The following is a 25,651-nucleotide window of genomic DNA, read 5'->3' as shown; positions in this document are numbered from 1 at the left end:
ATCACGATTCATGTGGGAAGTCGGCGGATCACCTCGTGGCCCCAGGCGCCTGTGTCACCCTGGTGGCGCCCCCAAGCTTCTTGATCAGGACGGTCATCCCCGATGTCCAAGCTCATGTCTGTGCACCACCTGGCACTCACGGTGACCGATGTGGACCGGAGCGTGCCCTGGTACGCCCGCGTCCTCGAACTCGAGGAGTTCACGCGTCGCGAAGACCCGGAAACGGGGCTGCGGAAGGTCGTGCTGCGGTCGCCGAGCGAGGGTTTCGCGGTGGTTCTCGTCGAGCACCAGGACACCGAGCGGCCGCGGTTCGACGAACGGCGGACAGGTCTGGACCACGTGGCGTTCAAGGTCTCTTCGCGGTCGGAACTGGCGGAGTGGGAAGCGCGGCTCTCGGAGTACGGCGTCGTTTACTCGCCGTCGAAGGGATCGCGGACCTTGGAAGGCTCGTCGGTCATCGTCTTCCGTGACCCGGACGGGATCCAGCTGGAGATCTGGGCCGATCCCGAGGTTTAAGCCGTGCTCGCCGCCTGATCACACGTGTCGTCCGTCTGATCACGCGTGTCGTCCGTTTGATCACGAGAGGCGAGCGGTGAATCGCTGGTAGCGCGGGGGCTGCCGTCCGGTGCTGGTCGCCGATGGACGACACGCGTGATCAGACGGACGACACACGTGTGTGAACGGACGACACGGAGGTTCAGGTCGTCGCGCGGTCTTCGACGTCGTCGGCGGGGCGCCGCATCTCCTGGCGGTAGCGGAGCACGCCGTAAGCCGTGCCCACCACGAAGAACGCGACGCTGATCCACAAGGCCGCCGTCTTGACCCACGGCAGCTGGTCCAGCAGACCGGCGCCGTAGTAGCCGAGCAGGACCAGCGTCGGCACCCAGAGCAGCCCGCCGAGCGCTGTCGCGAGCGCGAACCGGCGTGGATCCATCCGCGCGGCCCCCGCGATGAGCGGCGCCAGCGTGCGGATCCACGGGATCCAGCGCGCGGCGACGATGGCGAAGAAACCCCTGCGATCGAGGAAGCTCCTGGCGCGGTCGAGGTTGTGCTTGTTCAGTACCTTGCCGCCGCGTCGCGCGATCAGTTTCGTGCCCGTGCCCCGGCCGATGTAATAACCCACCTGGTTGCCGACGATCGCGACGAGCAGCGCGGCGGCCGACAGCAGCCACGCGTTCAGGTCGGAGCCGTGCTGCGCGAGGACGACTCCGGCCGCGAACAACAGGGAGTCGCCGGGCAGGAACAGCCCGATGATCAGCGCGCACTCCACGAAGATGAAGCTCAGCACGATCACCCAGACGAGCACGGGCCCGGCGGTGTCGAGCCAGCTCACGCCGATGCTCGCGGCCTCGGTGTACACCTCACTCACGACGCGAGCCTACGTGTACTCCGCGAACCCCACGCGGCCGAACCATGAAATGAACGGACCTTCCCTGCGATTTCGACTGGTCCCGGGTGACCGCCCGCCGGATGACATGAGGGGTCCCCATGGGACGAATTTCGCCCTATGGGGACCCCTTATGACACTCGCGCCTAGTGCTCCACGAGTTCGTCCAGCGCCTGGTCGTAGCTCAGCCGGACGTCGTGCTCGGCCTGGTCGCCGCCCAGCAGCTCCACCCGGCTGGTGGCCGGCGGGTAGCCGCTGGCGATCACCGTGTAGGTCCCGGCGGGCAGGTCACTGACCGTGTAGTTGCCCTCCGCGTCGGTCCTCGCCACGGCGGCGACGCCGCCCGAGGAGTCGAGCACGGTGATCCGCGCGTCCGGCACGACCCGCTCGCCGTCGGTGCGGGCGACCCCGCTCAGCAGGATCGTGCTGACCAGTTCGACGTCGTGGCGCAGCACCCCGGCGCCGCTCGCGGTCAGCGTCGCCGCGACCGGCCGGAACCAGCGACCGCTGGCGACGATCGTGTACCGCCCGCCCACGATGCCGGCGAAGGAGTACACGCCGTTCTCGTTCGTGTGCGTCCTGGCCACCTGGTTGCCGTTGTGGTCGATCAGGGTCAGCGCCGCCCCCGCGACGTTGGTCGCGTCGTCCCGGCGGACATGCCCGCTGATCTGCGCGGACCCCGCCCGATGGACGCCGTTGCCGTTCCCGTTGGTCAGCGCGTGCTTGCCGGGTTCGACGGGAGCGACGGGCGCGGTCACGACGGTCTTCTCGGAAGCCGTCTCGGCAGGCGCGGCCTCCTCTTCGAGAAGAGCTTCGCCGCCTTCGAGAGCCGAAGCCGCCGAAGGGGCCGAGCCCCCGAGCAGCGGGATCTCCTTCATGAACATCAGGACCAGCGTCGCCAGCAGCGCGACCGCGCCCGCCACGTAGAACACCGTGGTGATCGACTCGGTGAAGCCGATCAGCACCGGGGTCTTGATGGCCTCGGGCAGGCTCGCGATACCGCTCGTGTTGGACTGGATGTCACCCAGCGCCGCCGCACCGGGGCCGCTCGGCGGGTTGCCGCCGAACGCCTTGGTGATGTTGCCCGGCAGGACGTTGAACAGGATCGTCAGGAACACCGCGACACCCGCGGTACCACCGATCTGCCGGAAGAACGTCGCCGACGCTGTCGAGACGCCCATGTCGCTGCGCGGGCCCGCGTTCTGCACCGCGATGATCAGCGTCTGCATGCAGGCACCGAGGCCGAGGCCGATGATCGCGGCCGCGACCAGCGGGTGCCACAGCGCGCTGTTGTACTCGACCTGCGCGAAGAAGAACGCGCCCGCCGCGATCAGCAGCGTGCCGACCACCGGGAACACCTTGTAGCGACCGGTCTTGCTGGTGATCTGGCCCGAGATGATCGATCCGCTCATGATGCCCGCCATCAGCGGGATCATCAGCAGGCCCGACTCGGTCGGCGAGAACTCCTGCACCACCTGCATGTACTGCGGGATCATCATGATCGCGCCGAACATCGCGACACCGACGATGATGCCGCCGACGATCGCGACCGTGAAGGTCGAGTTCTTGAACAGCCGCAGCGGGATCAGCGCCGCGTCCTTCATCAGCTTCTCGATGAAGATGAAGGCCACCACGCCGATGGCGCCGATGATGTAGCAGATGATCGCGTTCTGCGAGCCCCAGCCCCACTTGTTGCCCTGCTCGGCGACGATCAGGAACGGCACCACGGCGACGACGAGCGCGAGCCCGCCCCACCAGTCGATCTTGTGGTCGTGGCGCTGGTGCGGCACATTGAGCACCTTCGCGACGACGAACAGCGCGACGATCGCGATCGGCACGTTGATCAGGAAGACCCAGCGCCAGCCGGCGATGTCGTAGCCGAAGACGCTGCCGAGCTTGTCGAAGTCGGCGAAGAACCCGCCGAGCACCGGGCCGAGCACGGTGGAGATACCGAACACGGCGAGGAAGTAGCCCTGGTAGCGGGCGCGTTCCCGCGGCGGCACGATGTCGCCCATGATCGTCATCGCCAGCGACATCAGACCACCGGCGCCGAGACCCTGGATCGCGCGGAACGCGGCCAGTTCGTACATCGACGTCGCGAACGCCGAAGCGATCGAACCGACGAGGAAGATCGAAATCGCCGCGATGTAGAACGGTTTGCGCCCGTAGATGTCGGACAGCTTGCCGTAGATCGGGGTGACGATCGTCGAGGTGATCAGGTAGGCCGTGGTGATCCAGGCCTGCAGGTCGAACCCGTTGAGGTCATTCGCGATGCGGACGATCGAGGTACCCACGATCGTCTGGTCGAGCGCCGCCAGGAACATGCCCGACATCAGGCCGATCAGGATCGTGACGATCTGACGGTGACTGAGCCGGGGCCCCTCTTCGTGAACGGATGGCGGACTTTCCACTGCGGTACTCATTGTTCAGGCCCCCTTGGCCTTAGACGCCGATGCGGGATCGGCGAACTGTGGAGATGTTTTTTCGATGTCGTTGTTCAGCCGTCGGAACAGCGAGTTGAGGGTTTCCCGGTCGGCGTCGGTCCAATCGCCGAGTACCTCGGCGAGCCACTGGTTCCGCTGCTTGCGGTTCTCCTCGAAGACCCGGAGTCCTTCGGCGGTCGGTGCGAGCAGGCAGGCGCGGCCGTCTTCGGGGTCGGCCAGGCGTTCGACCAGCCCGTGCTGGACGAGGGAGCTCGACTGCCTGCTGATGGTCGAGATCTCGGAGTGCAGGAACTCGGCGAGCTTGCTGGTCCGCTGGGGCCCGACGTGGATGAGGCAGAAGAGGATCGCGTACGCGGCCCGCTCGATGCCGTCGGGTCCCTGCTTGGACACCTGGGACTTGGCCCGGTTGACCAGGCGCACGAGCCGCACGAGCTCGTGCCCGAGGGTGTCGGCCAGGTCGAGGTCGGCCTTCGACCTGGTGCCGGGTGTCGTGGGTGTCATGATGGTCTCTCTCGCCGGTTGCTTGGTCACTGCAACTAGTTGCCTTGAGCAAGGATGTTCCTCTTGGAGGAGCTTCGCAAGGAGAAAGTGACCGGGTGTGTCTGATGACACTTTAGTTGCCGCATGCAAGCACATTTATTCGTGCATGTTTGTCCGGTTCGCCCTGAGCTGCACTTTTGCTTTGATGGAGTCATGACCGACTCCGCGCTCTACGCGATCCTCGCCGGCCGCAACTTCGGCACGCTGGCCACCATCAAGCGTGACGGCAGGCCCCAGCTTTCGACCGTCAACTACCTCTACGACGCGGACGCCGCCGCGCTCCTGATCTCGATCACCGCGCCGCGGGCCAAGACCAAGAACCTCCTGCGCGACCCTCGGGCGACGTTCCATGTCTCGACCGAGAGCGGCGACGGCTACGTCGTCGTCGAGGGTCCGGCCGTGCTCACGCCGACCGCCGCTTCGCGTGACGACGCGACCGTCGACGCGCTGGTGGACCACTACCGGCGGGCCCGTGGCGAACATCCGGACTGGGACGAGTTCCGGGACGCCATGGTCGCCGACCAGCGGGTGCTGCTGACCATCCCGATCGAACGCGTCTACGGCCTGCAGATGTAGGGCGTCCCGCATTTCGTCCTCTGAATGCGGTACTTGCACACGCAAGGACCGCATTCAGAGGACGAAATGCGTCAGCGGGCGATGCGGGCCTTGATCTCGTCGATCCGGTCGAGCAGGGGGCTCGCGTCGTCCCGGCCGAGCGCCGCCCGCAGGTAGAGACCGTCGCCGACCAGGATGACCAGTTCGGCGGTCAGCGGGTCGCCGACGTGTTCGCTGATCAGGTCGTGGACCTTCTGGTTGTAGACCTGCACGACCTCGGCGACCCGCGGTTCGTTGAGCATGATCCGGATCGTCGCCATGGTCGTGCGGTGCAGCGGCTTGCGCTGGGTCACGTCGGTGATCGCGGTGCGCAGGTACCAGGAAACGACGCCTTCCGGCGCGCTCTTCGCCTGCTCCAGATCCTCGTCCGACAAGGTGGCGAGACGCTCCAGCAGGCCGTCGACCAGTGCTTCCTTGGAGCCGAAATGGTAGAGCAGGCCGCCCTTCGAGACCCCGGCGTGCGCGGCGACGGCCTCGAGGGTGACCCCGCCGGGGCCTTGCTCGATGAGGATCTCCTCGTACGAGTCGAGGATGCGTTCCTTCGCGGTGGGCTTCGCCATATCAGTTGACTATACCGTCTGGACGGTTTAGTTTCGAACCCGGGCGGTAACTGTACCGTCCAGACGGTTTAGCTGAAGGAGAGTGCGCCATGGCGGGGCGCAAGCAGTGGTGGGCGTTGGCGGTACTGGTTCTTCCGGTGCTGCTGATCAGCGTGGACATGACCGTGCTCGGGTTCGCGCTGCCGTTCCTGTCCGAGGATCTGGCACCCACCGGTGCGGAGCAGTTGTGGATCGTCGACATCTATTCGTTCATGCTGGCGGGCCTGCTGGTCCTGATGGGCACGCTCGGCGACCGCATCGGCCGTCGCAAGCTGCTGCTCATGGGCGCCGCGGCGTTCGGTGCCGCGTCGGTGCTCGCGGCCTTCTCGACCAGCGCGTTCATGCTGATCATCGCCCGGGCGCTGCTCGGGGTCGGTGGCGCGACGCTGATGCCGTCGACGCTGTCGCTGATCCGCAGCATCTTCCTCGACCCCAAGCAGCGCCGGACCGCGATCGCGGTGTGGAGCGCCGGGTTCTCCAGCGGTATGGCGCTCGGGCCGGTGCTCGGCGGCTGGTTGCTGGAGCACTTCTGGTGGGGTTCGGTGTTCCTCATCAACGTCCCGGTGATGCTGGTGCTGCTGGTCGCCGGACCGTTCGTGCTGCCGGAGGCGCGTGACCCGAAGCCGGGCCGGTTCGACCCGTTGTCGGCGCTGCTGTCGCTGGCCGCGATGCTGCCGGTGGTCTACGGCATCAAGCTGGTCGCCGAACACGGCTTCGGGCTGAAGGCGGTGATCAGCGTGCTGATCGGTCTCACGCTCGGCTACTTGTTCGTCCGCAGGCAGAACCGTCTCGACGAGCCGATGCTCGACCTGAAGCTGTTCTCGAACCGGGCCTTCAGCGGCTCCGTCGTGACGAACATGCTCGGCGTGTTCGCCATGGTCGGCCTGCTGTTCCTGGTGCCGCAGTACCTGCAACTGGTGCTCGGGCTGACTCCGGTCGTCGCCGCGCTGTGGATGCTCCCGGCGACGGTCGCCGGTATCGCCGGCGCGCTGCTCGCGGCCTGGCTCGCGAAGCGGATCCGGGTCTCCGTGCTGGTCAGTGGTGGTCTTCTGGTCGCCGCGGTCGGGTTCCTGGCGCTGACGCAGGTGTCGTCCGGCGGCGGGCTCGCGTACGTCGTGGTGTCGTTCACGCTGCTCGGGGGTGGTGTCGCCCTGTCGGAGACGCTGACGAACGACCTGGTCATCTCGGCCGCCCCGGCCGAGCGTGCCGGTGCCGCGTCGGCGATCTCCGAGACCGGGTTCGAGCTGGGCGGCGCGCTCGGCACCGCGATCCTGGGCAGTGTCGCGACCGCGGTCTACCGGTCCGGCCTGCCGGAGGGGACGGCCGAGTCCGCGCGGGACACGCTCGGCGGCGCCGTCGCGACCGCGCAGCAGCTCGACCCCGTCGCGGGGCAGGCACTACTGGAATCGGCTCGTGAGGCCTTCACCCAAGGGGTGCACGTCACCGCATGGGCGGGCGTCGCCGTGCTCGTCTATACAGGTGTTCAAGCCTTCGTTCTGCTCGATCGGAAAAAGAGTTCCACAGTGCGGATCTAATGGAGCTTACGATGAGGGCATGAGCAGCAACCACGCCCTGGTCACCCGGCTCCGCGAGCATCTCGGCACCGCCGCCGTGCTCACCGACACCGACGTCACGGACGCTTATTCGCGCGACATGATGCCGCTGGCCGCCAGCGGCAAGCCGCTCGCTGTGGTGCTGCCGTCCGACACGGAAGGTGTGCAGGCCGTGGTCAAGGCCTGCGCGGAGTTCGAGGTGCCGATCGTGCCCCGCGGCGCCGGCAGTGGTCTGTCCGGCGCCGCGAACGCGATCGACGGCTGTGTCGTGCTGGTGCTGACCAAACTCGATCAGATCGTCGAGATCGACGAGGGCAACCGGCTGGCCGTCGTGCAGCCCGGTGTGGTGAACCTCGACTTCCGCAACGCGGTGGAGAAGCACGGCCTGTTCTATCCGCCCGACCCCTCCAGCTACGACTGGTGCACCATCGGCGGCAACCTGTCCACCAACGCCGGCGGGCTGTGCTGCGTGAAGTACGGCGTCACCACGGATTCCGTGCTGGGACTGGAAGTCGTGCTCGCCGACGGGTCGGTGCTGAAGACCGGGCGCCGCACGGTGAAGGGCGTCGCGGGCTACGACCTCGCGCGGCTCTTCGTCGGAAGTGAAGGCACGCTCGGCGTGATCACGCAGGCGACGGTCGCGCTGAAACCGTTGCCACAACTGCCTTCCACGCTCGTCGCCGCCTTCAACAGCACGGAGGCCGCCGGTGAGGCCGTCGCGCGGGTCGTGCGCGAGGGTCTGGTGCCGTCGCTGATGGAGATCATGGACGCGACGTCCATCAAGGCCGCCGAGGCCTACCTCAAGACCGACCTCGGCACGAGCGCGGACTGCAAAGCCTTGCTGCTCGCGCAATCCGACGCCGGCGGCGAGGTCGCGCGGAAGGAACTCGCGGTGCTGGAACAGATCTGCGTCGACTGCGGCGCGGATCTGGCCTACGCCACCGAGGATCTCGAAGAGGGCAAGATGCTGCTCCAGGCGCGGCGGGTCGTGCTCACCGCGCTGGAGATGTACGGCGTCTGGCTGACCGACGACGTCTGCGTGCCGCGCACCCGGATCGCCGAGCTGATCGCCGGCTGCGAGCGGATCAGCGAGGAGGTCGGGCTGCGGATCGCCGTCGTCGGCCACGCCGGTGACGGCAACATGCACCCGACGATCGTCTACGCGCCGGATTCCGAGGAGGAGTTCGCCCGCGCGCGGACGGCCTTCGACGCGATTCTCGAGGTCGCCCTGTCACTGGGCGGGACGGTCACCGGCGAGCACGGCATCGGCAGGATCAAGCGCGAGTGGCTGGCCAAGGAGATCGGTGAGGTCGGCATCCGCGTGCATCGCCAGATCAAGCAGGCCCTCGACCCGGGGAACCTCTTCAACCCGGGCTCGATGTTCTCCCTCTAGCTCCGAGTCACGTCTCCAATCACGCGAGTCACGTCTTCAAGCACGCGAGTTCCGCGCTCGATCACACGAGTTACGTGCCGGATCACGCGGGCGCGCCGTTTTGTCCGGCCCGACGTTCTCCCGCCAGGTGTCTGCCGGGCCGCGGAAAACGTCCGCTGGAGGGTGTGTGGAACGTCCGCTAGGCGGGTCGGCGTGCTCAGAGGCGGGACTCGCGTGCTCAGGCACGGGACTCGCGTGCTCAGAGACGTGACTCGCGTGCTTGAGCGCGGAACTCACGTGACTGGACGGACGACACGTGTGACTAGATGGACGACACGTGTGACTGGACGGACGACACGCCCACGGCACGGACCTGCACGCGTGTCGTCCGTCTGAGCACGCGTGTCGTCCGTCTGAGCACGCGTGCCGTCCGTTCAAGCACGCGAGTTCGCTATTTCGCGCGGGGCTGGATGTCGCGAAAGGGTCAGTCGCGGATGCGCGGGATCTGCTGAGTGATGTCCTCGGCGGTGTCGGCGACGAGACCGGTGGCGGTGTCCGAGTGCTTCTTTTCGCGCCGCGCCTTCAGGTACTCGATCGCGATCGGCACCACGGACACCAGCACGATCAGGATGAAGATCGCGTCGATGTTCTTCTCGATGAAGGCGACCCCGCCGAGCAGGTGGCCGAGCGCGGTGATCCCGGCGGCCCACAGGATGCCGCCGATGACGGTGTAGGTGAAGTACTTCTTCGGGTCCATCTTGCCGATGCCGGCGATCCAGGTGATGAACGTCCGCACGAACGGCACGAACCGCGCCAGCACGACCGCCTTCGGCCCGTGCTTTTCCAGGAACGCGTGTGTCTGATCGACGTACTTCTTGTTGAAGAACTTCGAATCCGGCTTGCGGAACAGCCAAGGCCCGATCTTCCAGCCGAGGCCGTAGCCGAGCATGTTGCCGATCAGGGCGGCGAGCGTGACCAGCACGCACACCAGCCAGAGCGGGGCCTTGATCGAACCGTTGGCGATGAGCAGGCCCGCGGTGAACAGCAGGGAGTCGCCGGGCAGCACCGGGAAGACGCTGCTTTCGATGAAGATGATCAGGCAGAGCACTGTGATGACCGGGACGGTCAGCCCGCTCAGCAGGATCTTCGGGTCCAGCCACTCGGGCAGGAGGCCCATCGTCGTCACGGTGTTCTGCGCCAGGATCACACCAAAACGGTACAGGGTGACGCTGAGTGCCTTGACCCGGCGGGAGACGCGGCTCAGATCAGCGTGAGCAGCCCGATCACCGAACCGGCGGCCAGTCCCAGGAGCACGGCCAGCAGCAACACCCAGTACGCGGGCAACGGGGCACTGCCGGGCGAAGGAGCCGGAGGCGGCGTCGGACGCTCTGCCAGCCTGGCCGTCTCCGCGTCCTCCAGCGCGACGCGCTCCCGTTCGAGCGAGTCGGCACCGGCGCCGGACAGCAGCCCGTACTGCAGCGGCAGCTCGTTTTCCCCGGAAGGCGACTCGGGCGTGTCCGAATCACTCTCCGTGTCCGAATCGCCTGATTCGACCGGTTTCTCGGTGGAAGTCTCGGAGATCCGCTCCGCCGAAGGGGCGAAGACGGCCTGAGCGCGCAGGGCGTCGGCTAGGAGCTTCTCCGGGTCCTTGGGCTCGCTCATCCGGGACTCCCTTCGCCGCTACCCGTCGCTGACCGACACACCGCCTTCGACCGCGCCACTGAGCGGAGCCGTGGCGCTCAATGTAGCCGCAGCCTCGTCCTTGACCCATTCGCCCTGACGAAGCACCTTGGCCGGCCGCAGGTCGCGGTCGAGCACGACGACGTCCGCCGCGAGCCCGGCGCGCAGGGAGCCCGTCCGGTCCGCGATGCCGAGCAGTTCGGCGGGCCGTCCGGAGGTCGCGCGGACGGCGTCGAGCAGGTCGATGCCCGCGCCGCGGACCAGGTTGCGGAAGGCCGCGTCCATGGTCAGGGTGCTGCCGGCCAGCGAACCGTTCCCGGCCAGGGTGGCGACGCCGTCACGGACGTCGACCTCCAGGCGGCCGAGGATGTAGCTGCCGTCGGCGGCGTCGGTGGCCGACATCGCGTCGGTGATGAGCACCGTCCGGCCCTTGCCCGCGTGGTGCGCGGCCAGCCTGAGCACGGTCGGGTGCACGTGGACGAGATCGCAGATCAGCTCGACGGTGATCCGCTCGTCGTCGAGGAGGGCGCCGATCGGGCCCGGCTCGCGGTGATGGAGGGGCCGCATGGCGTTGAAGAGGTGCGTCGCGACGGAGGCGCCCGCGTCGATCGCGGGGATGATCTGGTCTTCGACGCCGTCGGTGTGGCCGATGGCGGCGATGACGCCCGATTCGGCCAGTTGCCGGACCGCCTTGATCCCGCCGTGCAGTTCGGGGGCGAGGGTGACCATCCGGATGTCGCCGCGGCCGGCGCCGAGAAGCGCGTTGACCGTCGCCGTGTCCGGCTCGATCAGCGTCGCCGGGTCGTGCGCTCCGCAACGGGCCTTGGAGATGAAGGGTCCTTCGAGGTGAATTCCGGCAAGTTCACCCTCTTGGACCAGCTCACGGAGTGCCGCGATCTGGTCCCTGAGCACCGGGATAGGGTCCGAGACCAGACTGCCGAGCATGGTCGTGGTCCCGTGCCGCCGATGCGCGCGGACCGCGCGGAACAACTCCTCGGGGTTCCCGCTGGAGAACGACCCGCCCCCACCGCCGTGGCAGTGGGTGTCGATGAAGCCGGGTACGACCAGGCACCCGTCGACGTCTACGCGGTCGATGTCCGGGGGTGTCCCGGTACCGACTTGGACGATCTTGCCGCCGGCGATAGCCAGCCAGCCGTCGTCGAGTACACGGTCCGGGGCGACTACCCGGCCGCCCACGATCACGAAATCTCCGGCGCCTCTCACGCCCCCCAGCATATATTGGTCTGGACCAAGCATGGCGGCACAACCCAGCGGTCGAGATGAAGGCCGGGCATCAGTTCGGTGACTGCATCGCTTTCTGCAGCGCCTCGAGTGCCCGGCTGGCGGTTGACTTCACGGTACCTTTCGAAATACCGGCGGCCTCGGAAATCTCGGCCTCACTCAGCCCACCGTAGTAACGGAGCACCAGAACTTCGCGCTGGCGAGGGGGCAGTTTGGACAAAGCGCTCACAACGGCCTGATGTTCACTCGACAGCATGGCGAGGCTTTCGGCCGAACGCGCGTTGACGGCGTGCGGCGCGACGTACTCGCGCGCGGTCTTGCGGCGGCGCAGCACACTGCGTGACCCGTTGACCACGGCGGTGCGCAGGTAACCGACGGCCGCGGCGGCGTCGCGCAGGCGTCCCCAGTTGCGGTGCAGCCCGGTGAAGGCCTCCTGGACGACGTCTTCGGCCGTGGCCGGTTCGTCCACGAGCAGGATGGCCAGCCGGACGAGCCGCATCCGGTGCTGGCGATAGAGATCCTCAAGGGTCAGCGGTGCCGCAGGCGGCGGTGGCGTGACCGGTCCGTCCATGGTGCGCAAGTGGCCGAGGGTCGCCTCGACACTGCGTTCCGCGTTGCCCTCGAGCATGTACCCCTACCTGTTCATTTACCCCTTTGAAGCACAACCTGTGCATGGTGCTCGGTCAGCGTATCGGGTGGGGCGGACGTGCCGCCTGATCGGATCCTGAGAAGCTGGGTAGCGTCTGCCGCTGTCTGTCGGAACGACCTTGGAGATGTCGATGGCCTGGTTCCTGGTGGAGATCACTTACGTGCGGGAGAAGCTGGAGGACGTGCGTCCCCGGCACCGGAAATTCCTCTCCGACCTGGCGGAACAGGGTGTCGTCGCGCTCGGCGGCCCGCTGGGCGACGGCTCCGGTGGCATCTCGCTCTACCAGGCCGAAGACGAGACGGCGTTGCTCGACGTCATCAACCAGGACCCGTACCACCTCGAAGGTGTCGTCGCCGAGCGGTCCGTCCGCGAGTTCAAGCCGGTGATCGGCGCCTGGCTGCCGAAAGAAGCCTGACAGCTCAGAGATCGAGGGTGACCGGACCGCGTTCGACGCAGACCCGGACGCGGTCGCCGGTCACCGTCGGCAGCTCGCATGTCCCGCAGAACCCTTGGCGGCACGAATAAGCGATCCCCGGCACGGTTTCGCGCAGGATATCGAGGGTCGTGCGGTCGGCGGGCACGTCCAGCGTCCGGCCGCTGCGGGCCAGTTCGACGCGGAACGGCACGCCGCCGACGATCGGCGGCGTCGAGAACCGTTCGAAGAACACCGGTCCCGAACCGCGCAGCGCCGCGTCCGTCCGGACGCCCACGATCATCGGAACCGGGCCGCAGCAGTAAATCGGGGCACTCTTTTCTGCCCCTTCGAGCAACTCCGCGCCCGAAGCCGGGATCCCGTAGTCCGTGTCCGGGCGAATCCAGACACGGTCGCCGTATCCGGACAATTCGTCCAGGAACGGCATCGACGCCTCGTCGCGGCCGGTGTAGACCAGCCGCCAGTCCGCGCCCGCGGCGGCCGCCTGCCGCACCATCGGCAGGATCGGCGTGATCCCGATGCCGCCCGCGACGAACAGGTAGGCCTGGCTCGCGACGAAGGGGAACGCGTTGCGCGGGCCGCGCGCGGTGATGCGCGCGCCCTTCTTCAACGCGTGCACCGCCGTCGATCCCTCACCGAGCAACCGGACGCCGACGCGGTAGGCCGCGCGATCGTCCGGGTCTCCGCACAGGGAGTACTGACGGACCAGCCCCGGCCGCGGCGAGAGGTCGATGTGCGCGCCGGGTCGCCATCGGGGCAGCGGCTGGCCGCGTTCGTGCACCAGCTTCAGGCTGACGACGCCCTCGGCCTCGGCGCGGAGATCGTCGACGACCAGCGGGAGATCGCGATCGACGGCGGCCACCGGCGGACGACGGCGTCCGCTCACGCCGCTGAGTCTGCGGTACAGCGCGACGACACCGGTCAGCGACGCCATCGCGCGGTCGGTCCGCCCGCTGCCGTCGAGCCGCAGCGGGCGCGTCGGCGGCGTCACCGGGGTTCGTCGGCGGCCAGCGCGGCCGGGGAGCTCGCGAGGTACGCGACGGCCTGATCGGTGTCGCCGGTTTCGGTGGGGTGATAGGACTTCCGGAAGTACGGCAGGAGTTCGCGCCGCAGCTGCCTGCCCGAAGGCAGAAGGCCGAGCTTCGCCACCCGCAGATAGGTCCGGAAACTCGTCTTGCCGGGCCGCGTCGGATCGTTCTTCATGAGGAACCTGGTGCCGCGCAGGAACACCCACGCGAGCACCGGCGTCACGACGAGCATGCTGCGCACGCGGCGGCCATAGCGGCCGTCGAGGTGCATGAAGAGATCGAAAGCCACCGAACGGTGCTCGACCTCTTCCGCGCCGTGCCAGCGCAGGAGATCCAGCATCGTGGGGTGCGCGCCGGCCTTGTCGAGCGCTTCGGCGTCGAGGATCCACTGGCCGAGGAAGGCGGTGTAGTGCTCGATGGCGGCGATGACGGCGAGCCGTTCGATCAGCCATTCTTCGCGCCGTTTGGCGGAAAGCTCACGATCGCCGAGCAGGCGGCGGAACATCCACTCCATCTGCGCGATGTACGGCCGCACGCGCACGCCCGCCGCTTCGAGGTGTTCGGCGGCGCCGTCGTGCGCCTCGGCGTGCATGGCCTCCTGGCCGATGAAGCCGAGGACGTCCTCCTTGAGCCGCTCGTCGCGGATCAGCGGCACGGCCTGCTTGAACACTTCGACGAACCAGCGTTCGCCCTCCGGCAGCGCCAGATGCAGCACGTTGATCGTGTGTGTCGCCTGCGGTTCGCCGGGGATCCAGTGCATCGGCAGTGACGCCCAGTCGAACTCGACGTCACGCGCGTGCAGGACGATCTGTTCGTGGTCGGTCATCACGACCTCCCGCTCAGTTCGTAGTCGCTCGGGTCGACCTTGCGGGTCTCCAGCCAGTAGCGCCAGGTGAAGCCCGGCCAGATCGTCCGGTTGACGCCCTTCGCGTCGAGGTACCAGCTCTTGCAGCCGCCCTGGGTCCACACGCCCTTGACCAGCTTGTCCTGGATCTCGCGCTGGAACTTCTCCTGGACGCCGGTGCGGACGTCGATCGCGGCGGCGCCCCGCGAGTCGGTGAGCTTGATCGCGTCGACGACGTAGCGAGCCTGCGATTCGATCATGAACACCACGGAGTTGTGGCCCAGCGCGGTGTTCGGGCCGAGAAGGAAGAACAGGTTGGGGAAGCCGGCGACGGTGATGCCCTTGTGCGTGCGCATCCCCTCGGTCGCCCATTCCTTGGCGAGGTCGCGGCCGTCGATCCCGGTGATGTCCAGGTATTCCAAGGCGTCCGTGACCTTGAAGCCGGTGCCGTAGACGATCGCGTCGACCTCGTGCTCGACGCCGTTCCCGTCGACGACGCTGTGCGCCTTGACCTCGCGCACGCCGTCGGTGTTGACGTCCACATTGGACCGGGCGATCGCCGGGTAGTAGTCGTTGGAGATCAGCACCCGCTTGCAGCCCATGGTGTAGTCCGGGGTGACCTTCTTGCGCAGCTTGGGATCCTTCACGCCCTTGCCGATGTGACGCTTCGCGATCACCTCGCCCGCCTTCATGATCGCGGGGTGGCCGTTGAAGCCGACGGCGCGCACTTCGAGGAACCAGTACAGCGCGTTGCGGTAAAGCCGTTGCACGCCGGGGATCCGGCGGAACGCGGTCTTGGCCCAGCCCGGCATGGCGTGGTCGGGTTTCGGCATGATCCACGGCGGCGTGCGCTGGAACAGCGTCAGCTCGGCGACCTCGGGCGCGATCTTCGGGACGAACTGGACCGCGCTGGCGCCGGTGCCGACCACGGCGACCTTCTTGCCGCGCAGGTCGTACTCGTGGTTCCACTGCGCGGAATGCCAGGTTTGGCCCTTGAACTTCTCGATCCCGGGCAGCTGGGGGACCTGCGGGATGTGCAGGCCGCCGACGCCGGAGACGACGAACTGCGCCTCGATCTCACCCGACTTGGTCTGGACGTGCCAGCGGCGGGCGTCGTCGTCCCAGGTCGCGCCGGTGAGCTCGACGCCGAACCGGATCTTGCGCCGCAGCCGGTACTTGTCGGTGACGTCCTTCAGGTACTGGAAGATCTCCGGGGCGGGCGAGAACGACCGCGACCAGTCCGGGTTCTGCTCGTAGGAGAACGAGTACATGTGGGACTGCACGTCGCAGGCGCAGCCGGGGTACGAGTTGTCGCGCCACGTACCGCCGACTTCGTCCGCCTTCTCCAGGATCACGTAGTCGGTGATCCCGGCCTTCTCCAGTTGGATGGCCTGGCCGAGCCCGGAAAATCCGGTGCCCACGATCACGACCTTGAATCGCTCGGTCATCTGCGCCCTCCGCGTCGAGGCTTGACTGCGCGGATGACGTTACCTGAAGTAACAGTTACTTTCTAGTACGACTTACTGGCTAGTATGTTCCGCCGAGTTTCGTGTGGTCCCAGCTCACGATCTTCGTCGGCGTGAAAATCAGCCCGATCCGCTTCGGGGCCTGCTTGCCGATGAACGCGGCGAGCTCGTCGGGTACCGGGTCGCCCGGCTTCGCGCCCGCGTACCGCTGCATGAGTGTGATACCCATCTGGGTGACGACGGTCGTGTCGGTGATGACCTCGACGTCGGCTTCGAGGGAGACCCCGCGGAGCTTCTCGTAGCTTTCGCCGTCCTCGATGAGCACCGTGGCGCGCGGGTCGCGCTCCAGGTTCTTCGCCTTCTGGGACGTGCCGTAGGTCCAGGTCGCGATGCCCGAATCGTGCGGGTAGTACCAGAGCGGCGCGAGATGCGGGCGGCCGTTCGGCCCGATCGTCGCGACGTTGATGACCTTCTGCTCGTCGAGGTACGCGGCGAGCTCGTCAGGTGTCATGCGGATCTGGTCGCGACGGGACATACGTCAGTCCTTCCGAGTGGCGGCCCGGCCTGCCTGACCGGTTATCGAAGATTCGTACGCGCCGCGCTCCTTGATGTCCACGAGGGCGGCGGCGTCGGCCTTCTTGATCCGGCCCTTGGCGCCGATCTCGATGATGGGCGGCAGGAACGCGCGGATCAGCTTGAGCCCGCCGACCCAGCGCGGCACGTGCACGGTGCGGGCGCGTTTGTTGACCCCGGCCTGGAGGTGGTCGAGCGCGACGGACAGCGGGTAGGTCTTGCCGAGCAGGCCGGGCATGCCGGTGCGGAGCTTGCCGAAGACCGGGTGCTTGTCGGCGCTTTCGACCAGGTCGGTGCGGATCCAGGTGGGGTGCGCGACGCCGACCTTCACGCCGAGGTGGGCGACTTCGGCGCGGAAGCTGTTGCAGAACGCCTCGACACCGGCCTTCGCCGCGGCGTAGTTGGCCATGCCGGGCGCGTGGGTGATCGCGGCCAGCGAGGAGATCGCGAGCAGGTAGCCCTTGCGTTCGAGGACGTGCGGCAGGGTGACGCGGAAGGTGCGCCAGACGCCGAGGAGGTCGACCTCGATGACCTTCTCGAAGGCGGCCGGATCCACCGACCGGACGAAACCGGAGGTCGCGATGCCGGCGTTCGCGATGACGATGTCGATCCCGCCGAAGTGCTCGACGACGCCGGCGGTGGCGCGTTCGAGGTCGTCCCAGCTGGTGACGTCGGCTTCCCAGGCGTGGGCGCTCGCGCCGATCTTGTCGGCGACCGCCTGCTGTTCCTTCGCTTCGATGCCGACCAAAGCGACCTTCGCGCCCTGCGCGGCCAGGCGCTCGGCGAGTCCCGCGCCGATGCCCCTCGCGGCGCCGGTGATCAGGACGACCTTGCCGTTCACGCTGTTCTTGGCCACGTTGCCTCCTCGTCCGAGCCCTGAGGCTTTCGGACGTTACCCCAACCTACCCGGAGTAAGCTACCCGCAAGTAAGTCCGCGTTTCGTCCTCTGGACGCGTTGGTTGGTGATGCGAACTACCGCATCCAGAGGACGAAACGCGGGGGTTGTCAGCTCCCGGAGGCGGTGGCGAGGGCGTCCAGCTCGTCGGAAGTGAGCGAGAGATCGGCCGCGGGCAGGAGGTCGTTCAGCTGCTCGACCGAGCGGGCGCTCGCGATGGGCGCGGTGACGGTCGGCTGCGCGAACAGCCACGCCAGTGAGACGGCCGCGACCGTGACACCGCGGTCGGCCGCGATCCCGTCGAGCGCCGCGAGGACCCGCTCACCACGTTCGTCCAAATAGGACGAAGCGCGGGCGGCGCGGGGGCTGTCGCCGAGGTCCTCCTTCGACCGGTACTTTCCGGCCAGGAAACCCTTGGCCAGCGCGAAATACGGCAGGACGCCCAGGCCTTCGCGTTCGACCGTCGGTGCCAGGTCGGTTTCGTAATCCCGCTCGACGAGGTTGTAGTGCGGCTGCAGCGCGACGTACTTCGCGAGACCTTCGCGGTCCGAAATGGACAGTGATTCGGCCAGTCGTTCCGCCGAGTAGTTCGATGCCCCGATGTAGCGGACCTTGCCCGCGCGCACGAGCGCGTCGAAGGCGCCCAACGTCTCCTCGATCGGGGTGTCCGGGTCGTCGATGTGCGAGTAGTAGAGGTCGATGTGGTCGACCTGGAGCCGGCGCAGCGAATCCTCGGCCGCCGCCGCGATGTTCGCCGCCGACAGCCCCTTCCGCTCCTCCCACATGCCGGTCTTGGTCGCGATGACGACGTCGTCGCGACGCCCGCGCTTGGTCAGCCAGTTGCCGATGATCGTTTCGGAGCCGCCGCCCGAGTAGAGGTCGGCGCTGTCGATGAAGTTGCCGCCCGCCGCCGTGTAGGCGTCGAGGACGGCGAAGGACTGTTGCTCGTCCGCGGTCCAGCCGAAGACGTTCCCGCCGAGGTTGATCCCCCGGACATCGAGGTCGGAATTCCCGAGTTTCGCCATGCTTCGAACATAAGGGAAGACATCGGCGGCGGGTGGTGTTAGCTCGAAGCATGGGAATCGAACTCGGCAGGATCGGCATCTGGCAGCACGAAAGCGTGTTCACCCCGGAACTCGCGCGTGAGCTGGAAGAGCTCGGCTACGGCGCCATCTGGCTCGGCGGCTCACCGGACGGCGACCTCGCGAAGGCGGAGGAACTCCTCGACGCGACGAAGACGATCAAGGTCGCCACCGGCATCGTCAACATCTGGAAGGACGACGCGGCGACGGTCGCCGAGTCGTACAAGCGCATCGAGGCGAAGCACCCGGGCCGCTTCCTGCTCGGCGTCGGCGCCGGGCACCGCGAGCACACCGCGGAGTTCAAGAAGCCGTACACCGCGCTGGTGGAGTACCTCGACGCCCTCGACGAGGCCGGAGTGCCCGTCGAAGGCCGCGCGCTCGCCGCTCTCGGCCCGAAGGTGATCAAACTCGCAGGAGACCGCACAGCGGGAGCCCACCCGTACCTGATGACGCCCGAGCACACGCGCCAGGCGCGGGAGATCCTCGGTGAAGGACCGCTGCTCGCGCCCGAGCAGAAGGTCGTCCTCGAGGCCGATCCGGCGAAGGCCCGCGAGATCGGCCGGGGCGGCGTCGGCTTCTACCTCGGCCTCGTCAACTACACGAACTCCCTGCGGAAACTCGGTTTCACCGACGAGGACCTGGCCGGTCAGGGCAGTGACAAACTGATCGACGCGCTGGCCGTGCACGGCGACGCCGAGACCGTCGCCCGCGGGGTCACCGCGCATATCGAGGCCGGGGCGGACCACGTGAACATCCAGGTACTGAACTCCGACCCCTTGCCGGTCTACCGCGCGCTCGCCGCCGTGCTGCTCTGACGCGACGGCTGTAGGCACCTCCCGGCCGACCTCGTACGATGCGGCCGAGAGGTGCACCAGCCTGCTTCGAGGAGGAGTAAACGATGCCCATCGCCACCCCCGAGGTCTACGCGGAGATGCTCGACCGGGCGAAGGCGAACGAATTCGCCTACCCGGCCATCAACGTGACCTCGTCGGAGACCCTGAACGCCGCCATCCGCGGGTTCGCCGAGGCGGAGAGCGACGGGATCATCCAGTTCTCCACCGGCGGCGCGGAGTTCGCCTCCGGCCAGAAGGTCAAGGACATGGTGACCGGTTCGGTCGCGCTCGCCGAGTTCGCCCAGGTCGTCGCCGCCAAGTACGACGTCAACGTCGCGCTGCACACCGACCACTGCCCGAAGGACAAGCTCGACGGCTTCGTCCGCCCGCTGATCGAGATCTCGGCGGAGCGGGTCAAGAACGGTCAGCTGCCGCTGTTCCAGAGCCACATGTGGGACGGCTCCGCGATCGACCTCGACGAGAACCTCGAGATCGCGCAGGAGCTGCTCGCCAAGGCCGCGGCCGCGAACATCATCCTCGAGGTCGAGATCGGCGTCGTCGGCGGCGAGGAAGACGGCGTCGAGGCCGAGATCAACGAGAAGCTGTACACCGCCGAGGGCGACTTCCTGAAGACGATCGACGCGCTCGGCTCCGGCGAGAACGGCCGCTACCTGCTGGCCGCGACCTTCGGCAACGTGCACGGCGTCTACAAGCCCGGCAACGTGAAGCTGCGCCCGGACGTGCTCAAGGGCGGCCAGGAGGCGGCGTCGAAGAAGCTCGGCCTCCCGGCCGGTTCGAAGCCGTTCGAGCTGGTCTTCCACGGCGGCTCCGGCTCGCTGCCGGAGGAGATCCGCGAGGCGGTGTCCTACGGCGTCGTGAAGATGAACGTCGACACGGACACGCAGTACGCGTTCACCCGGCCGATCGCGGAGCACTTCTTCAAGAACTACGACGGCGTCCTGAAGATCGACGGCGAGGTCGGCAACAAGAAGGTCTACGACCCGCGTAGCTACCTGAAGGCCGCCGAGGCGGGCATGGCCACGCGCATCGTCGAGGCCGCTCAGTCGCTGGGTTCGGCGGGCAAGAAGCTCTCCTGACCAGACCGCATCGCGCCGAGAGTGTCATGAGGGGTCCCCATGGGACGAAAAATGTCCTATGGGGACCCCTCATGACATGCGCGAGGTACGACTTGAGACCTCAGGCGGCCGGCAGTTCCGTCCGCCCGCGACGCTTCGCCAGCAGCGACTCCACCGCCCGAGTCCCCGGCCCGGCGGCGGCCCACAGCGCGCCGACCCCGACCAGGCAGACCGCGGCCGTCCAGTACGCCACCGGCGGCGCCGACTCCGTATGCGCGTCGCCGAGGATCCACGGCCGGAACTGCGACTGCACCCACAGCATCCCGTAGCCGAACGCCGTCACCAGCAGCGCGCCGGCACCCGCCGTCACCATCGGATGACCCCGTCCGATGCGGAACGCCAAGTCGACCGCGAGACCGACGGCCAGCAGGTAGAACGGCACGACCGAGATCGGGAACCCCATCCCGAGCAGCAGCGGCCACATCACCAGCCGGTACGCGAGGTAGGCGGCGGCGACCGTCGTCCCGGCCCAGCGGAAGCCGGTCGTGTGCCGCGCCAGCGCGAAGACCAGCGCCATCACGCCGATGCCCCACAGCGGGTAGACCCAGTCGTCGATCGGCATCGTGAAGTACTCGACGGCCACCTGGTCGACCGGATGCCCGATCTGGTTGGCGGCGAAGTTCAGCAGCTCGGGTTCGGCCTCGGGCGCGCCGCGCTCCCAGGCGCGCAGGCCGAGGATGCCGTACTCCTGCTGACCGTTCGGGAAGAACGTGTTCTCCAGGAAGAACGCCCACAGTCCGATCAGGACACCGGTGCGCAGCCTGCCCGGCTTGGCGTACTTCAGCCAGCCCATGATCACACCGGCCTGCATGATGCCCGTTCCGATGTAGAGCATCATGTGCGACGGGCTCCACGCGGTCAGGTCGAGACCGTTGACGCGGTGGTTGATGACGTCCAGCGGCGCCGCGATGAGGAACACCACGAGCCCGATCTGCATCAACCGCAGCGAACGCCTGTCCGCGCCCATGCCGGTGTAGCTGTGGATCGCCACCAGCACCATGATGATCACCGTGCCGACGGTGTTGATCAGGTGCGGCGGGGCGAGGTCGTCCCGCAGCCACATGAAGTGCCACGACATGTCCCAGGAAGAGCCCACCAGTTTGAAGGCGAACGCGGCCAGCCACATCGAGTAGCAGAAGTTCAGCACCCAGTCCGGTGTCGCCTGTCCCGGCGCGCCGCGGTGCCAATGAAGTTTGAAGAACAGCCTCGTCTTGGCGATCGGGCTGCGGGGGATGACACCCGGCGAAAGGTCCCCGGTCACTTCTGTCGCCTTTGTCATGCGGGCCATCTTCCCTGCTCCAGGTCACGGGATGGGCATTTGGGGTCGAAAATCGGGGTTCACCCGTAGGGGTGGCGGATTTGCGGTCGGCGTGCGAAGCAGGGCAAGGTGTGCCGCCATGATGCCGAAACGACTTGTCGCGGCGGTCCTCGTCGCCGCTCTGGTGCTGGCCGGTGGGGGCATTCTCGGGAGCCTGTTCTTCTAGTCACACGCGGTCGGCACAATGGCCCGTATGACGAACCTCCTCGGCCCCCAGCCGACGCACCTCCCCGAGCACACCGCCGCGCAGGCGGCGCTGGACGCCGGGAGCGACCCGGCCGCCGTCGCCGCCGAGCACCCCGACTACAGCGAGGCGTGGGCCGCCCTCGCCGAGAAGTCGCTCGACGCCGGCGAGACCGTCGCCGCCTACGCGTACGCCCGCACCGGTTACCACCGCGGTCTGGACCAGCTTCGCCGCGCGGGCTGGAAGGGACACGGCCCGGTGCCGTGGGCGCACCGTCCGAACCAGGGTTTCCTGCGTTCGCTCGCCGTCCTCGGCAAGGCCGCCGGCAAGATCGGCGAGACGGAGGAGTACGACCGCTGCCGCACCTTCCTCAGCGACTCGGACCCCGCCGCCGCGGAAGCCACCGGCCTCAAGTAGCGCGCTATGAAAGGTCCCTTCCTTGCAAATTTCGCAAGGAAGGGACCTTTCATAGCATCCGGTGACCCCTAGAACAGCCCGCAGTTCCCCACAGCAGGCAGTCCCGCGAAACGACCCTCAAGCCAGGCGAAAGCCTCCGGGAAAGCCCGAACCGCCCCGCCCACGTGCGTAGGAACCAGCGAAGTCGAGAACTGCACCTTCGCGCCCTTCGCACACCACGAGCGAGCCATGGTCCGGCCTTGCTCGTAGGGCACGATGTCGTCGAGTGCACTGTGGACGACCAGTGTCGGCGCGCCCGGCTTCCGCGCCCCGATGAGCTGCTGGCCGACCCGCGTCTTGTACGGCTCTTCGCCGAGGTACGCGGTCAGCGGCCTGCCGTCCTTCGTGAGGTTCTTCGACTGCGTGAACGCGTGCCCGAAGATCGCGTCCACTGTGCACTCTTGCTTGACCTTCTCGAACGCTTCGGCACCCTTCGCGTTTAGCACCGCCGGGATGTTCAGCTCCGGGTATGCCGCGTCCATGCTCACCAGCGTGAACCCGAGGAACCCGAAGGCGTAGTGCCCGTCGATGTTCTTGCCGACCGCGGCCAGGTCCGCCGGGACGGCGCCCGCGTACGAGCCCTTCAGCCTGAGTTCGGGCGCGTACGACGGTTGCAGTTCGGCCGCCGACGCGGACGCGCCGCCACCCTGCGAGTAGCCGGCGGTCGCGACCGGACCGCTGTCCGGCAGGTTCGCTTCGGGCAGGCGTTGCGCCGCGCGGATCGAGTCGAGGACTGCGTTGCCTTCCGCGACGCGGTTGACGTACGTGTGGACGCCGGGAGTTCCGAGGCCTTCGTAGTCGGTGACGACGACGCCGTAGCCGCGAAGCAGCAGTCCGGCGATGAAGGGGCCTTCGTACTCCATGCCCGCCGACAGAGCCTTCGACGGCGCGCACTGGTCGCCGACGCCCTGCGTCCCGGCCGCGTAGCCGATGACCGGCCGTTCGCCCGCGCCGGTCCAAGCCTTCTTCGGGGTGAGGACGGTGCCGGTCACGGCGTTCGCTTTGCCGTGGGTGTCGGTGCTGCGGTACATGATCCGCTGGACGTCCGCGTCGGCCTTGATGAGTTTCACCGGATCGACGTAGAACGTGGACGGTTCGTGCCGGATGATGTCGCCGGGAGCACCCGCGGGCAGTGGCGACGGGGGGTCGTAGAAAGACGGCTCGGCGATGGCCTGCTGTGCCCCGAAGGTCAGCAGGGCCGCGACGGTGGCCGCTGAGACGGCGGCGGAAACACCGCGCCGGGATCCTGGACGCATGTTTGCTCCTCGTTGAGCACAAACATTTTCGACAGATGTGTCGAAAAAGAGAGTCAGTGAGGTGGCGCACGATGTCAAGTCCGGCGCCGAGAGGGAGACCCCGCAAACTCCCGATCGGCGAGCAGCGCGCGCGGGTGCTGAGTTCGGCGGAGGGTGTCTTCGCGGTCCACGGCGCGCAGGCCGCGACGATCGAGCAGATCGCCCGGCGCGCGGGAGTGTCCCGCCAGGCCGTCTACGAGCAGTTCGGCGACCGCACGTCGCTGTTCGCCCAGGTCGTGGTGGATATCGAGGAACGCGCTTTCGAAGCGATCGGCGCGCCCGCCCTCGATCTTTCGCAGCCCGAGCTCAGGTTCTGGGCGCGCGCCAACTACGCCAACATGTTCGCCTTCGTCGCGGCGAATCCCGACGCGTTCCCCGTGCTGCGCGAAGCGGAACGCATGGGCGATCCGGCCCTCACCCGGCTCCGGGAACGGCTCGCGCGGGTCTACACCGAGGCGAGCAGGCAACGCTGGGCCCGCCACGGCGTCGATTCCGGCCGCGCGGACAAGGCACTGGTCACGCTGTTCTTCGCGATGACCGAGGCACTCGTCCAGGCGAGCTGGGACGGTGAGCCGCCCGACGCGGACGCGCTCATCGACCTGCTCACCGAATTCACCGTCGGTGGTGTGGCCCGCCTTCGGACCACGGCCGCCGACGTCATGGAGAGGCTGCGTTAGGCCGCGACGGCTTCCAGGGACTTCTCGGCTTCTTCGGCGACCGTCGTCAGGTCCGGTGAGGACACCACCCGGTTGCGGCCGTTGCGCTTGGCCGCGTAGACGGAGGCGTCGGCCGAGGCCATCACCTCGTCGATCGTCCGGCCGTCGAACGGGAAGGCCGCGACGCCGATCGACGCGGTCCGCTGCTCGATGACCACGGGATTGCCCTCGTTGTCCTGGGTCTTGATGACCATTTCGCTGATCCGCTGCCGGATGCGCTCGGCGACCGCGACGGACTCCTCCTTCGTCGACGAAGTCAGGAGCACGACGAACTCTTCGCCGCCGAAGCGGCCGGCGAGGTCCTGCGCCCGCGTTTCGGTCTTGACCAGTGCCGCGACGCCCTTGAGCACGTCGTCGCCTGCCAGGTGGCCGTAGGTGTCGTTGATGCTCTTGAAGTGGTCGAGGTCGATCATCAGCGTGCCGAACTGGCCGTTCTCGCGCTCGGCGCGGGCGATCTCGCGAACGGCGCCCTGCTGCCAGGTCGTGGCGTTGAGCAGCTGGGTCTTCTGGTCGGTGGTCGCGAGCTCTTCCAGCTGCTTGATCAGCACCGAACGCTGTAGCAGGTAGAGCGGCAGGAAGACGAGCAGCACGAGCACCGGCTGATGCGGCAGCACGGCGAGCACGAGCGCGCCGATGCAGACGGTGGAGGCTTCGAGGATGTTGTCGTCCCAAGAGCCGAGGAGCGTCTGGGCGGTCGCCTGCTTGGGCGCCGCGAAGTACAGGCCGGTGCCGGTGAAGACGGCGTTCATCAGGAAGAAGGCGAGGCTCGCGGCGCAGATGGACGTCACCGACGCCGCATCGGCTCCGACGGCCTGCACGGCCGCCCACGCGGCGAACGCGGTCAGCGTCATCGATGTGGCGTTCGCCACAGTCCGATGGGGATTGACCGTGCGAAGACCGGCCCAGCTGCGGTATCCGAGGTGCAGGTAGATCGCTGTCACGAGAAGCGCGGTCAGCTGCGGCGGAAGCAGAATCGCGCCCGGCAGCACCCAGACCGAGGTCATGTTGATGTGCGGGGTGACGCTCATGCTGCGGCGCTGCCGCTCGATCCGGCGGGTCGCCTCGGTGTGCGCGATGGCGAGCCCCGCGAGCAGAAAACAGAGCAGGACCTGCGAAGACGTGATGGCGATGGATGCTGCGAAGACCCCCGTCAGTGCCAGCATCGTCGCCACGGAAAGCCCGGTGTAGGCGATCCAGTTCTTAGGCCTCTTCCACAGCTCCCACGTCGTTACCGTGAGAGCCGAACGATGTCCAGCGCGTTCCTCCGATGTGATCATCTTTCCCCCTGACTCTTGCGTCATTCTCCGAAAC

Annotated in this window: 26 protein-coding genes; 9 read left to right on the top strand and 17 right to left on the bottom strand. The window is 67.6% G+C overall.

Translation table 11 applies throughout. From position 1 onward, the window contains the following. Nucleotides 1-102: 102 nt before the first annotated feature. A complete protein-coding gene (locus CFP71_RS04075; RefSeq protein WP_005160702.1) occupies nt 103-516 on the top strand; it encodes a VOC family protein in 414 nt (137 codons plus the stop codon). Between the two features lie 181 nt (nt 517-697). On the opposite strand, the gene CFP71_RS04070 is transcribed toward CFP71_RS04075, so the two are convergent. The 3 genes from CFP71_RS04070 to CFP71_RS04060 all read right to left on the bottom strand — a co-directional run bounded on the left by CFP71_RS04070 (nt 698) and on the right by CFP71_RS04060 (nt 4,332). Further along, nucleotides 698-1,369: a DedA family protein gene (locus CFP71_RS04070; protein ID WP_093932479.1), complete on the bottom strand. Its 672-nt coding sequence runs from the start codon at nt 1,367-1,369 to the stop codon at nt 698-700. A 164-nt stretch (nt 1,370-1,533) separates the two neighbouring features. Beyond that, complete coding sequence (locus CFP71_RS04065; protein ID WP_093932478.1) at nt 1,534-3,810, bottom strand: MFS transporter; 2,277 nt, start codon at nt 3,808-3,810, stop codon at nt 1,534-1,536. 3 nt (nt 3,811-3,813) lie between these two features. Next, entirely contained in the window at nt 3,814-4,332 is a 519-nt protein-coding gene (locus CFP71_RS04060; RefSeq protein WP_093932551.1) for a MarR family winged helix-turn-helix transcriptional regulator, read from the bottom strand. Between the two features lie 192 nt (nt 4,333-4,524). Here CFP71_RS04060 and CFP71_RS04055 point away from each other — a divergent pair, with 192 nt between their 5' ends. Continuing rightward, entirely contained in the window at nt 4,525-4,947 is a 423-nt protein-coding gene (locus CFP71_RS04055; RefSeq protein WP_093932477.1) for a PPOX class F420-dependent oxidoreductase, read from the top strand. Between the two features lie 71 nt (nt 4,948-5,018). On the opposite strand, the gene CFP71_RS04050 is transcribed toward CFP71_RS04055, so the two are convergent. Then, entirely contained in the window at nt 5,019-5,546 is a 528-nt protein-coding gene (locus CFP71_RS04050; RefSeq protein WP_093932476.1) for a TetR/AcrR family transcriptional regulator, read from the bottom strand. A gap of 89 nt (nt 5,547-5,635) precedes the next feature. Here CFP71_RS04050 and CFP71_RS04045 point away from each other — a divergent pair, with 89 nt between their 5' ends. Then, the gene (locus CFP71_RS04045; RefSeq protein ID WP_093932475.1) at nt 5,636-7,120 is read left to right on the top strand and encodes an MFS transporter; all 1,485 of its coding nucleotides are present in this window, start codon (nt 5,636-5,638) and stop codon (nt 7,118-7,120) included. Between the two features lie 19 nt (nt 7,121-7,139). Beyond that, nucleotides 7,140-8,531: an FAD-binding oxidoreductase gene (locus CFP71_RS04040; protein WP_093932474.1), complete on the top strand. Its 1,392-nt coding sequence runs from the start codon at nt 7,140-7,142 to the stop codon at nt 8,529-8,531. 463 nt (nt 8,532-8,994) lie between these two features. On the opposite strand, the gene CFP71_RS04035 is transcribed toward CFP71_RS04040, so the two are convergent. The 4 genes from CFP71_RS04035 to CFP71_RS04020 all read right to left on the bottom strand — a co-directional run bounded on the left by CFP71_RS04035 (nt 8,995) and on the right by CFP71_RS04020 (nt 12,060). Next, nucleotides 8,995-9,717, bottom strand: coding sequence for a DedA family protein (locus CFP71_RS04035; RefSeq protein WP_093932473.1), 723 nt, complete (start codon nt 9,715-9,717; stop codon nt 8,995-8,997). Nucleotides 9,718-9,770: 53 nt separating this feature from the next. Further along, nucleotides 9,771-10,172, bottom strand: a complete 402-nt coding sequence (locus tag CFP71_RS04030; RefSeq protein ID WP_093932472.1) for a hypothetical protein — start codon at nt 10,170-10,172, stop codon at nt 9,771-9,773. 18 nt (nt 10,173-10,190) lie between these two features. Next, a complete protein-coding gene (gene nagA, locus CFP71_RS04025) occupies nt 10,191-11,393 on the bottom strand; it encodes an N-acetylglucosamine-6-phosphate deacetylase (protein ID WP_093932471.1) in 1,203 nt (400 codons plus the stop codon). A gap of 91 nt (nt 11,394-11,484) precedes the next feature. Continuing rightward, nucleotides 11,485-12,060: a SigE family RNA polymerase sigma factor gene (locus CFP71_RS04020; RefSeq protein ID WP_007032484.1), complete on the bottom strand. Its 576-nt coding sequence runs from the start codon at nt 12,058-12,060 to the stop codon at nt 11,485-11,487. A 151-nt stretch (nt 12,061-12,211) separates the two neighbouring features. Between CFP71_RS04020 and CFP71_RS04015 the strand changes: the two genes are divergently transcribed. Next, nucleotides 12,212-12,496, top strand: coding sequence for a YciI family protein (locus CFP71_RS04015; protein ID WP_093932550.1), 285 nt, complete (start codon nt 12,212-12,214; stop codon nt 12,494-12,496). Between the two features lie 4 nt (nt 12,497-12,500). Here the strand turns inward: CFP71_RS04015 and CFP71_RS04010 are convergent, their stop codons facing one another. The 6 genes from CFP71_RS04010 to CFP71_RS03985 form a co-directional block, all read right to left on the bottom strand. Then, nucleotides 12,501-13,505 (bottom strand): PDR/VanB family oxidoreductase, encoded by a 1,005-nt coding sequence (locus tag CFP71_RS04010; protein WP_093932470.1) that lies wholly within the window; start codon nt 13,503-13,505, stop codon nt 12,501-12,503. Then, a complete protein-coding gene (locus tag CFP71_RS04005; protein WP_093932469.1) occupies nt 13,502-14,368 on the bottom strand; it encodes a metal-dependent hydrolase in 867 nt (288 codons plus the stop codon). Before CFP71_RS04005 ends, CFP71_RS04010 begins: the two co-directional genes overlap by 4 nt. Beyond that, a complete protein-coding gene (locus CFP71_RS04000) occupies nt 14,368-15,834 on the bottom strand; it encodes a flavin-containing monooxygenase (protein WP_093932468.1) in 1,467 nt (488 codons plus the stop codon). The genes CFP71_RS04005 and CFP71_RS04000 overlap by 1 nt, the downstream gene beginning before the upstream one ends. Before the next feature lie 79 nt (nt 15,835-15,913). Continuing rightward, complete coding sequence (locus CFP71_RS03995; protein ID WP_093932467.1) at nt 15,914-16,387, bottom strand: pyridoxamine 5'-phosphate oxidase family protein; 474 nt, start codon at nt 16,385-16,387, stop codon at nt 15,914-15,916. 3 nt (nt 16,388-16,390) lie between these two features. Further along, nucleotides 16,391-17,281 carry an SDR family oxidoreductase gene (locus tag CFP71_RS03990; protein WP_093932466.1) on the bottom strand — a complete coding sequence of 297 codons (891 nt, stop codon included), beginning with the start codon at nt 17,279-17,281 and terminating at the stop codon, nt 16,391-16,393. A 149-nt stretch (nt 17,282-17,430) separates the two neighbouring features. After that, a complete protein-coding gene (locus CFP71_RS03985) occupies nt 17,431-18,345 on the bottom strand; it encodes an aldo/keto reductase (protein ID WP_093932465.1) in 915 nt (304 codons plus the stop codon). 50 nt (nt 18,346-18,395) lie between these two features. Here CFP71_RS03985 and CFP71_RS03980 point away from each other — a divergent pair, with 50 nt between their 5' ends. Continuing rightward, nucleotides 18,396-19,217 carry an LLM class F420-dependent oxidoreductase gene (locus CFP71_RS03980; RefSeq protein WP_093932464.1) on the top strand — a complete coding sequence of 274 codons (822 nt, stop codon included), beginning with the start codon at nt 18,396-18,398 and terminating at the stop codon, nt 19,215-19,217. A gap of 83 nt (nt 19,218-19,300) precedes the next feature. Beyond that, a complete protein-coding gene (fbaA, locus tag CFP71_RS03975; protein WP_093932463.1) occupies nt 19,301-20,332 on the top strand; it encodes a class II fructose-bisphosphate aldolase in 1,032 nt (343 codons plus the stop codon). A 100-nt stretch (nt 20,333-20,432) separates the two neighbouring features. Here fbaA and CFP71_RS03970 read toward each other — a convergent pair whose 3' ends face one another. Beyond that, nucleotides 20,433-21,650, bottom strand: coding sequence for a hypothetical protein (locus CFP71_RS03970; RefSeq protein WP_093932462.1), 1,218 nt, complete (start codon nt 21,648-21,650; stop codon nt 20,433-20,435). A gap of 232 nt (nt 21,651-21,882) precedes the next feature. Here CFP71_RS03970 and CFP71_RS03965 point away from each other — a divergent pair, with 232 nt between their 5' ends. Continuing rightward, the gene (locus CFP71_RS03965) at nt 21,883-22,290 is read left to right on the top strand and encodes a DUF3151 domain-containing protein (protein WP_093932461.1); all 408 of its coding nucleotides are present in this window, start codon (nt 21,883-21,885) and stop codon (nt 22,288-22,290) included. Between the two features lie 68 nt (nt 22,291-22,358). Here CFP71_RS03965 and CFP71_RS03960 read toward each other — a convergent pair whose 3' ends face one another. Continuing rightward, complete coding sequence (locus CFP71_RS03960) at nt 22,359-23,585, bottom strand: lipase family protein (RefSeq protein ID WP_093932460.1); 1,227 nt, start codon at nt 23,583-23,585, stop codon at nt 22,359-22,361. A 134-nt stretch (nt 23,586-23,719) separates the two neighbouring features. Here CFP71_RS03960 and CFP71_RS03955 point away from each other — a divergent pair, with 134 nt between their 5' ends. Continuing rightward, complete coding sequence (locus tag CFP71_RS03955; protein WP_208635879.1) at nt 23,720-24,301, top strand: TetR/AcrR family transcriptional regulator; 582 nt, start codon at nt 23,720-23,722, stop codon at nt 24,299-24,301. Here CFP71_RS03955 and CFP71_RS03950 read toward each other — a convergent pair. Next, complete coding sequence (locus CFP71_RS03950) at nt 24,298-25,617, bottom strand: sensor domain-containing diguanylate cyclase (RefSeq protein ID WP_093932458.1); 1,320 nt, start codon at nt 25,615-25,617, stop codon at nt 24,298-24,300. The two genes, CFP71_RS03955 and CFP71_RS03950, sit on opposite strands and share 4 nt — an antisense overlap. Nucleotides 25,618-25,651 lie beyond the last annotated feature (34 nt).

Origin of the sequence: Amycolatopsis thailandensis (genome assembly GCF_002234405.1) — a bacterium.
GTDB lineage: Bacteria > Actinomycetota > Actinomycetes > Mycobacteriales > Pseudonocardiaceae > Amycolatopsis > Amycolatopsis thailandensis.
This window is presented reverse-complemented; position numbering and strand designations above follow the sequence as displayed.

What these genes read in the sequence shown, in the direction of transcription:
- CFP71_RS04075 (WP_005160702.1), top strand. Translation starts at nt 103, where the DNA reads ATGTCCAAGCTCATGTCTGTGCACCACCTGGCACTCACGGTGACCGAT.
- CFP71_RS04065 (WP_093932478.1), bottom strand. Translation starts at nt 3,810, where the DNA reads ATGAGTACCGCAGTGGAAAGTCCGCCATCCGTTCACGAAGAGGGGCCC.
- CFP71_RS04060 (WP_093932551.1), bottom strand. Translation starts at nt 4,332, where the DNA reads ATGACACCCACGACACCCGGCACCAGGTCGAAGGCCGACCTCGACCTG.
- CFP71_RS04055 (WP_093932477.1), top strand. Translation starts at nt 4,525, where the DNA reads ATGACCGACTCCGCGCTCTACGCGATCCTCGCCGGCCGCAACTTCGGC.
- CFP71_RS04050 (WP_093932476.1), bottom strand. Translation starts at nt 5,546, where the DNA reads ATGGCGAAGCCCACCGCGAAGGAACGCATCCTCGACTCGTACGAGGAG.
- CFP71_RS04045 (WP_093932475.1), top strand. Translation starts at nt 5,636, where the DNA reads ATGGCGGGGCGCAAGCAGTGGTGGGCGTTGGCGGTACTGGTTCTTCCG.
- CFP71_RS04040 (WP_093932474.1), top strand. Translation starts at nt 7,140, where the DNA reads ATGAGCAGCAACCACGCCCTGGTCACCCGGCTCCGCGAGCATCTCGGC.
- CFP71_RS04030 (WP_093932472.1), bottom strand. Translation starts at nt 10,172, where the DNA reads ATGAGCGAGCCCAAGGACCCGGAGAAGCTCCTAGCCGACGCCCTGCGC.
- CFP71_RS04020 (WP_007032484.1), bottom strand. Translation starts at nt 12,060, where the DNA reads ATGCTCGAGGGCAACGCGGAACGCAGTGTCGAGGCGACCCTCGGCCAC.
- CFP71_RS04015 (WP_093932550.1), top strand. Translation starts at nt 12,212, where the DNA reads ATGGCCTGGTTCCTGGTGGAGATCACTTACGTGCGGGAGAAGCTGGAG.
- CFP71_RS04005 (WP_093932469.1), bottom strand. Translation starts at nt 14,368, where the DNA reads ATGACCGACCACGAACAGATCGTCCTGCACGCGCGTGACGTCGAGTTC.
- CFP71_RS04000 (WP_093932468.1), bottom strand. Translation starts at nt 15,834, where the DNA reads ATGACCGAGCGATTCAAGGTCGTGATCGTGGGCACCGGATTTTCCGGG.
- CFP71_RS03995 (WP_093932467.1), bottom strand. Translation starts at nt 16,387, where the DNA reads ATGTCCCGTCGCGACCAGATCCGCATGACACCTGACGAGCTCGCCGCG.
- CFP71_RS03985 (WP_093932465.1), bottom strand. Translation starts at nt 18,345, where the DNA reads ATGGCGAAACTCGGGAATTCCGACCTCGATGTCCGGGGGATCAACCTC.
- CFP71_RS03980 (WP_093932464.1), top strand. Translation starts at nt 18,396, where the DNA reads ATGGGAATCGAACTCGGCAGGATCGGCATCTGGCAGCACGAAAGCGTG.
- fbaA (WP_093932463.1), top strand. Translation starts at nt 19,301, where the DNA reads ATGCCCATCGCCACCCCCGAGGTCTACGCGGAGATGCTCGACCGGGCG.
- CFP71_RS03970 (WP_093932462.1), bottom strand. Translation starts at nt 21,650, where the DNA reads ATGACAAAGGCGACAGAAGTGACCGGGGACCTTTCGCCGGGTGTCATC.
- CFP71_RS03965 (WP_093932461.1), top strand. Translation starts at nt 21,883, where the DNA reads ATGACGAACCTCCTCGGCCCCCAGCCGACGCACCTCCCCGAGCACACC.
- CFP71_RS03960 (WP_093932460.1), bottom strand. Translation starts at nt 23,585, where the DNA reads ATGCGTCCAGGATCCCGGCGCGGTGTTTCCGCCGCCGTCTCAGCGGCC.
- CFP71_RS03950 (WP_093932458.1), bottom strand. Translation starts at nt 25,617, where the DNA reads ATGATCACATCGGAGGAACGCGCTGGACATCGTTCGGCTCTCACGGTA.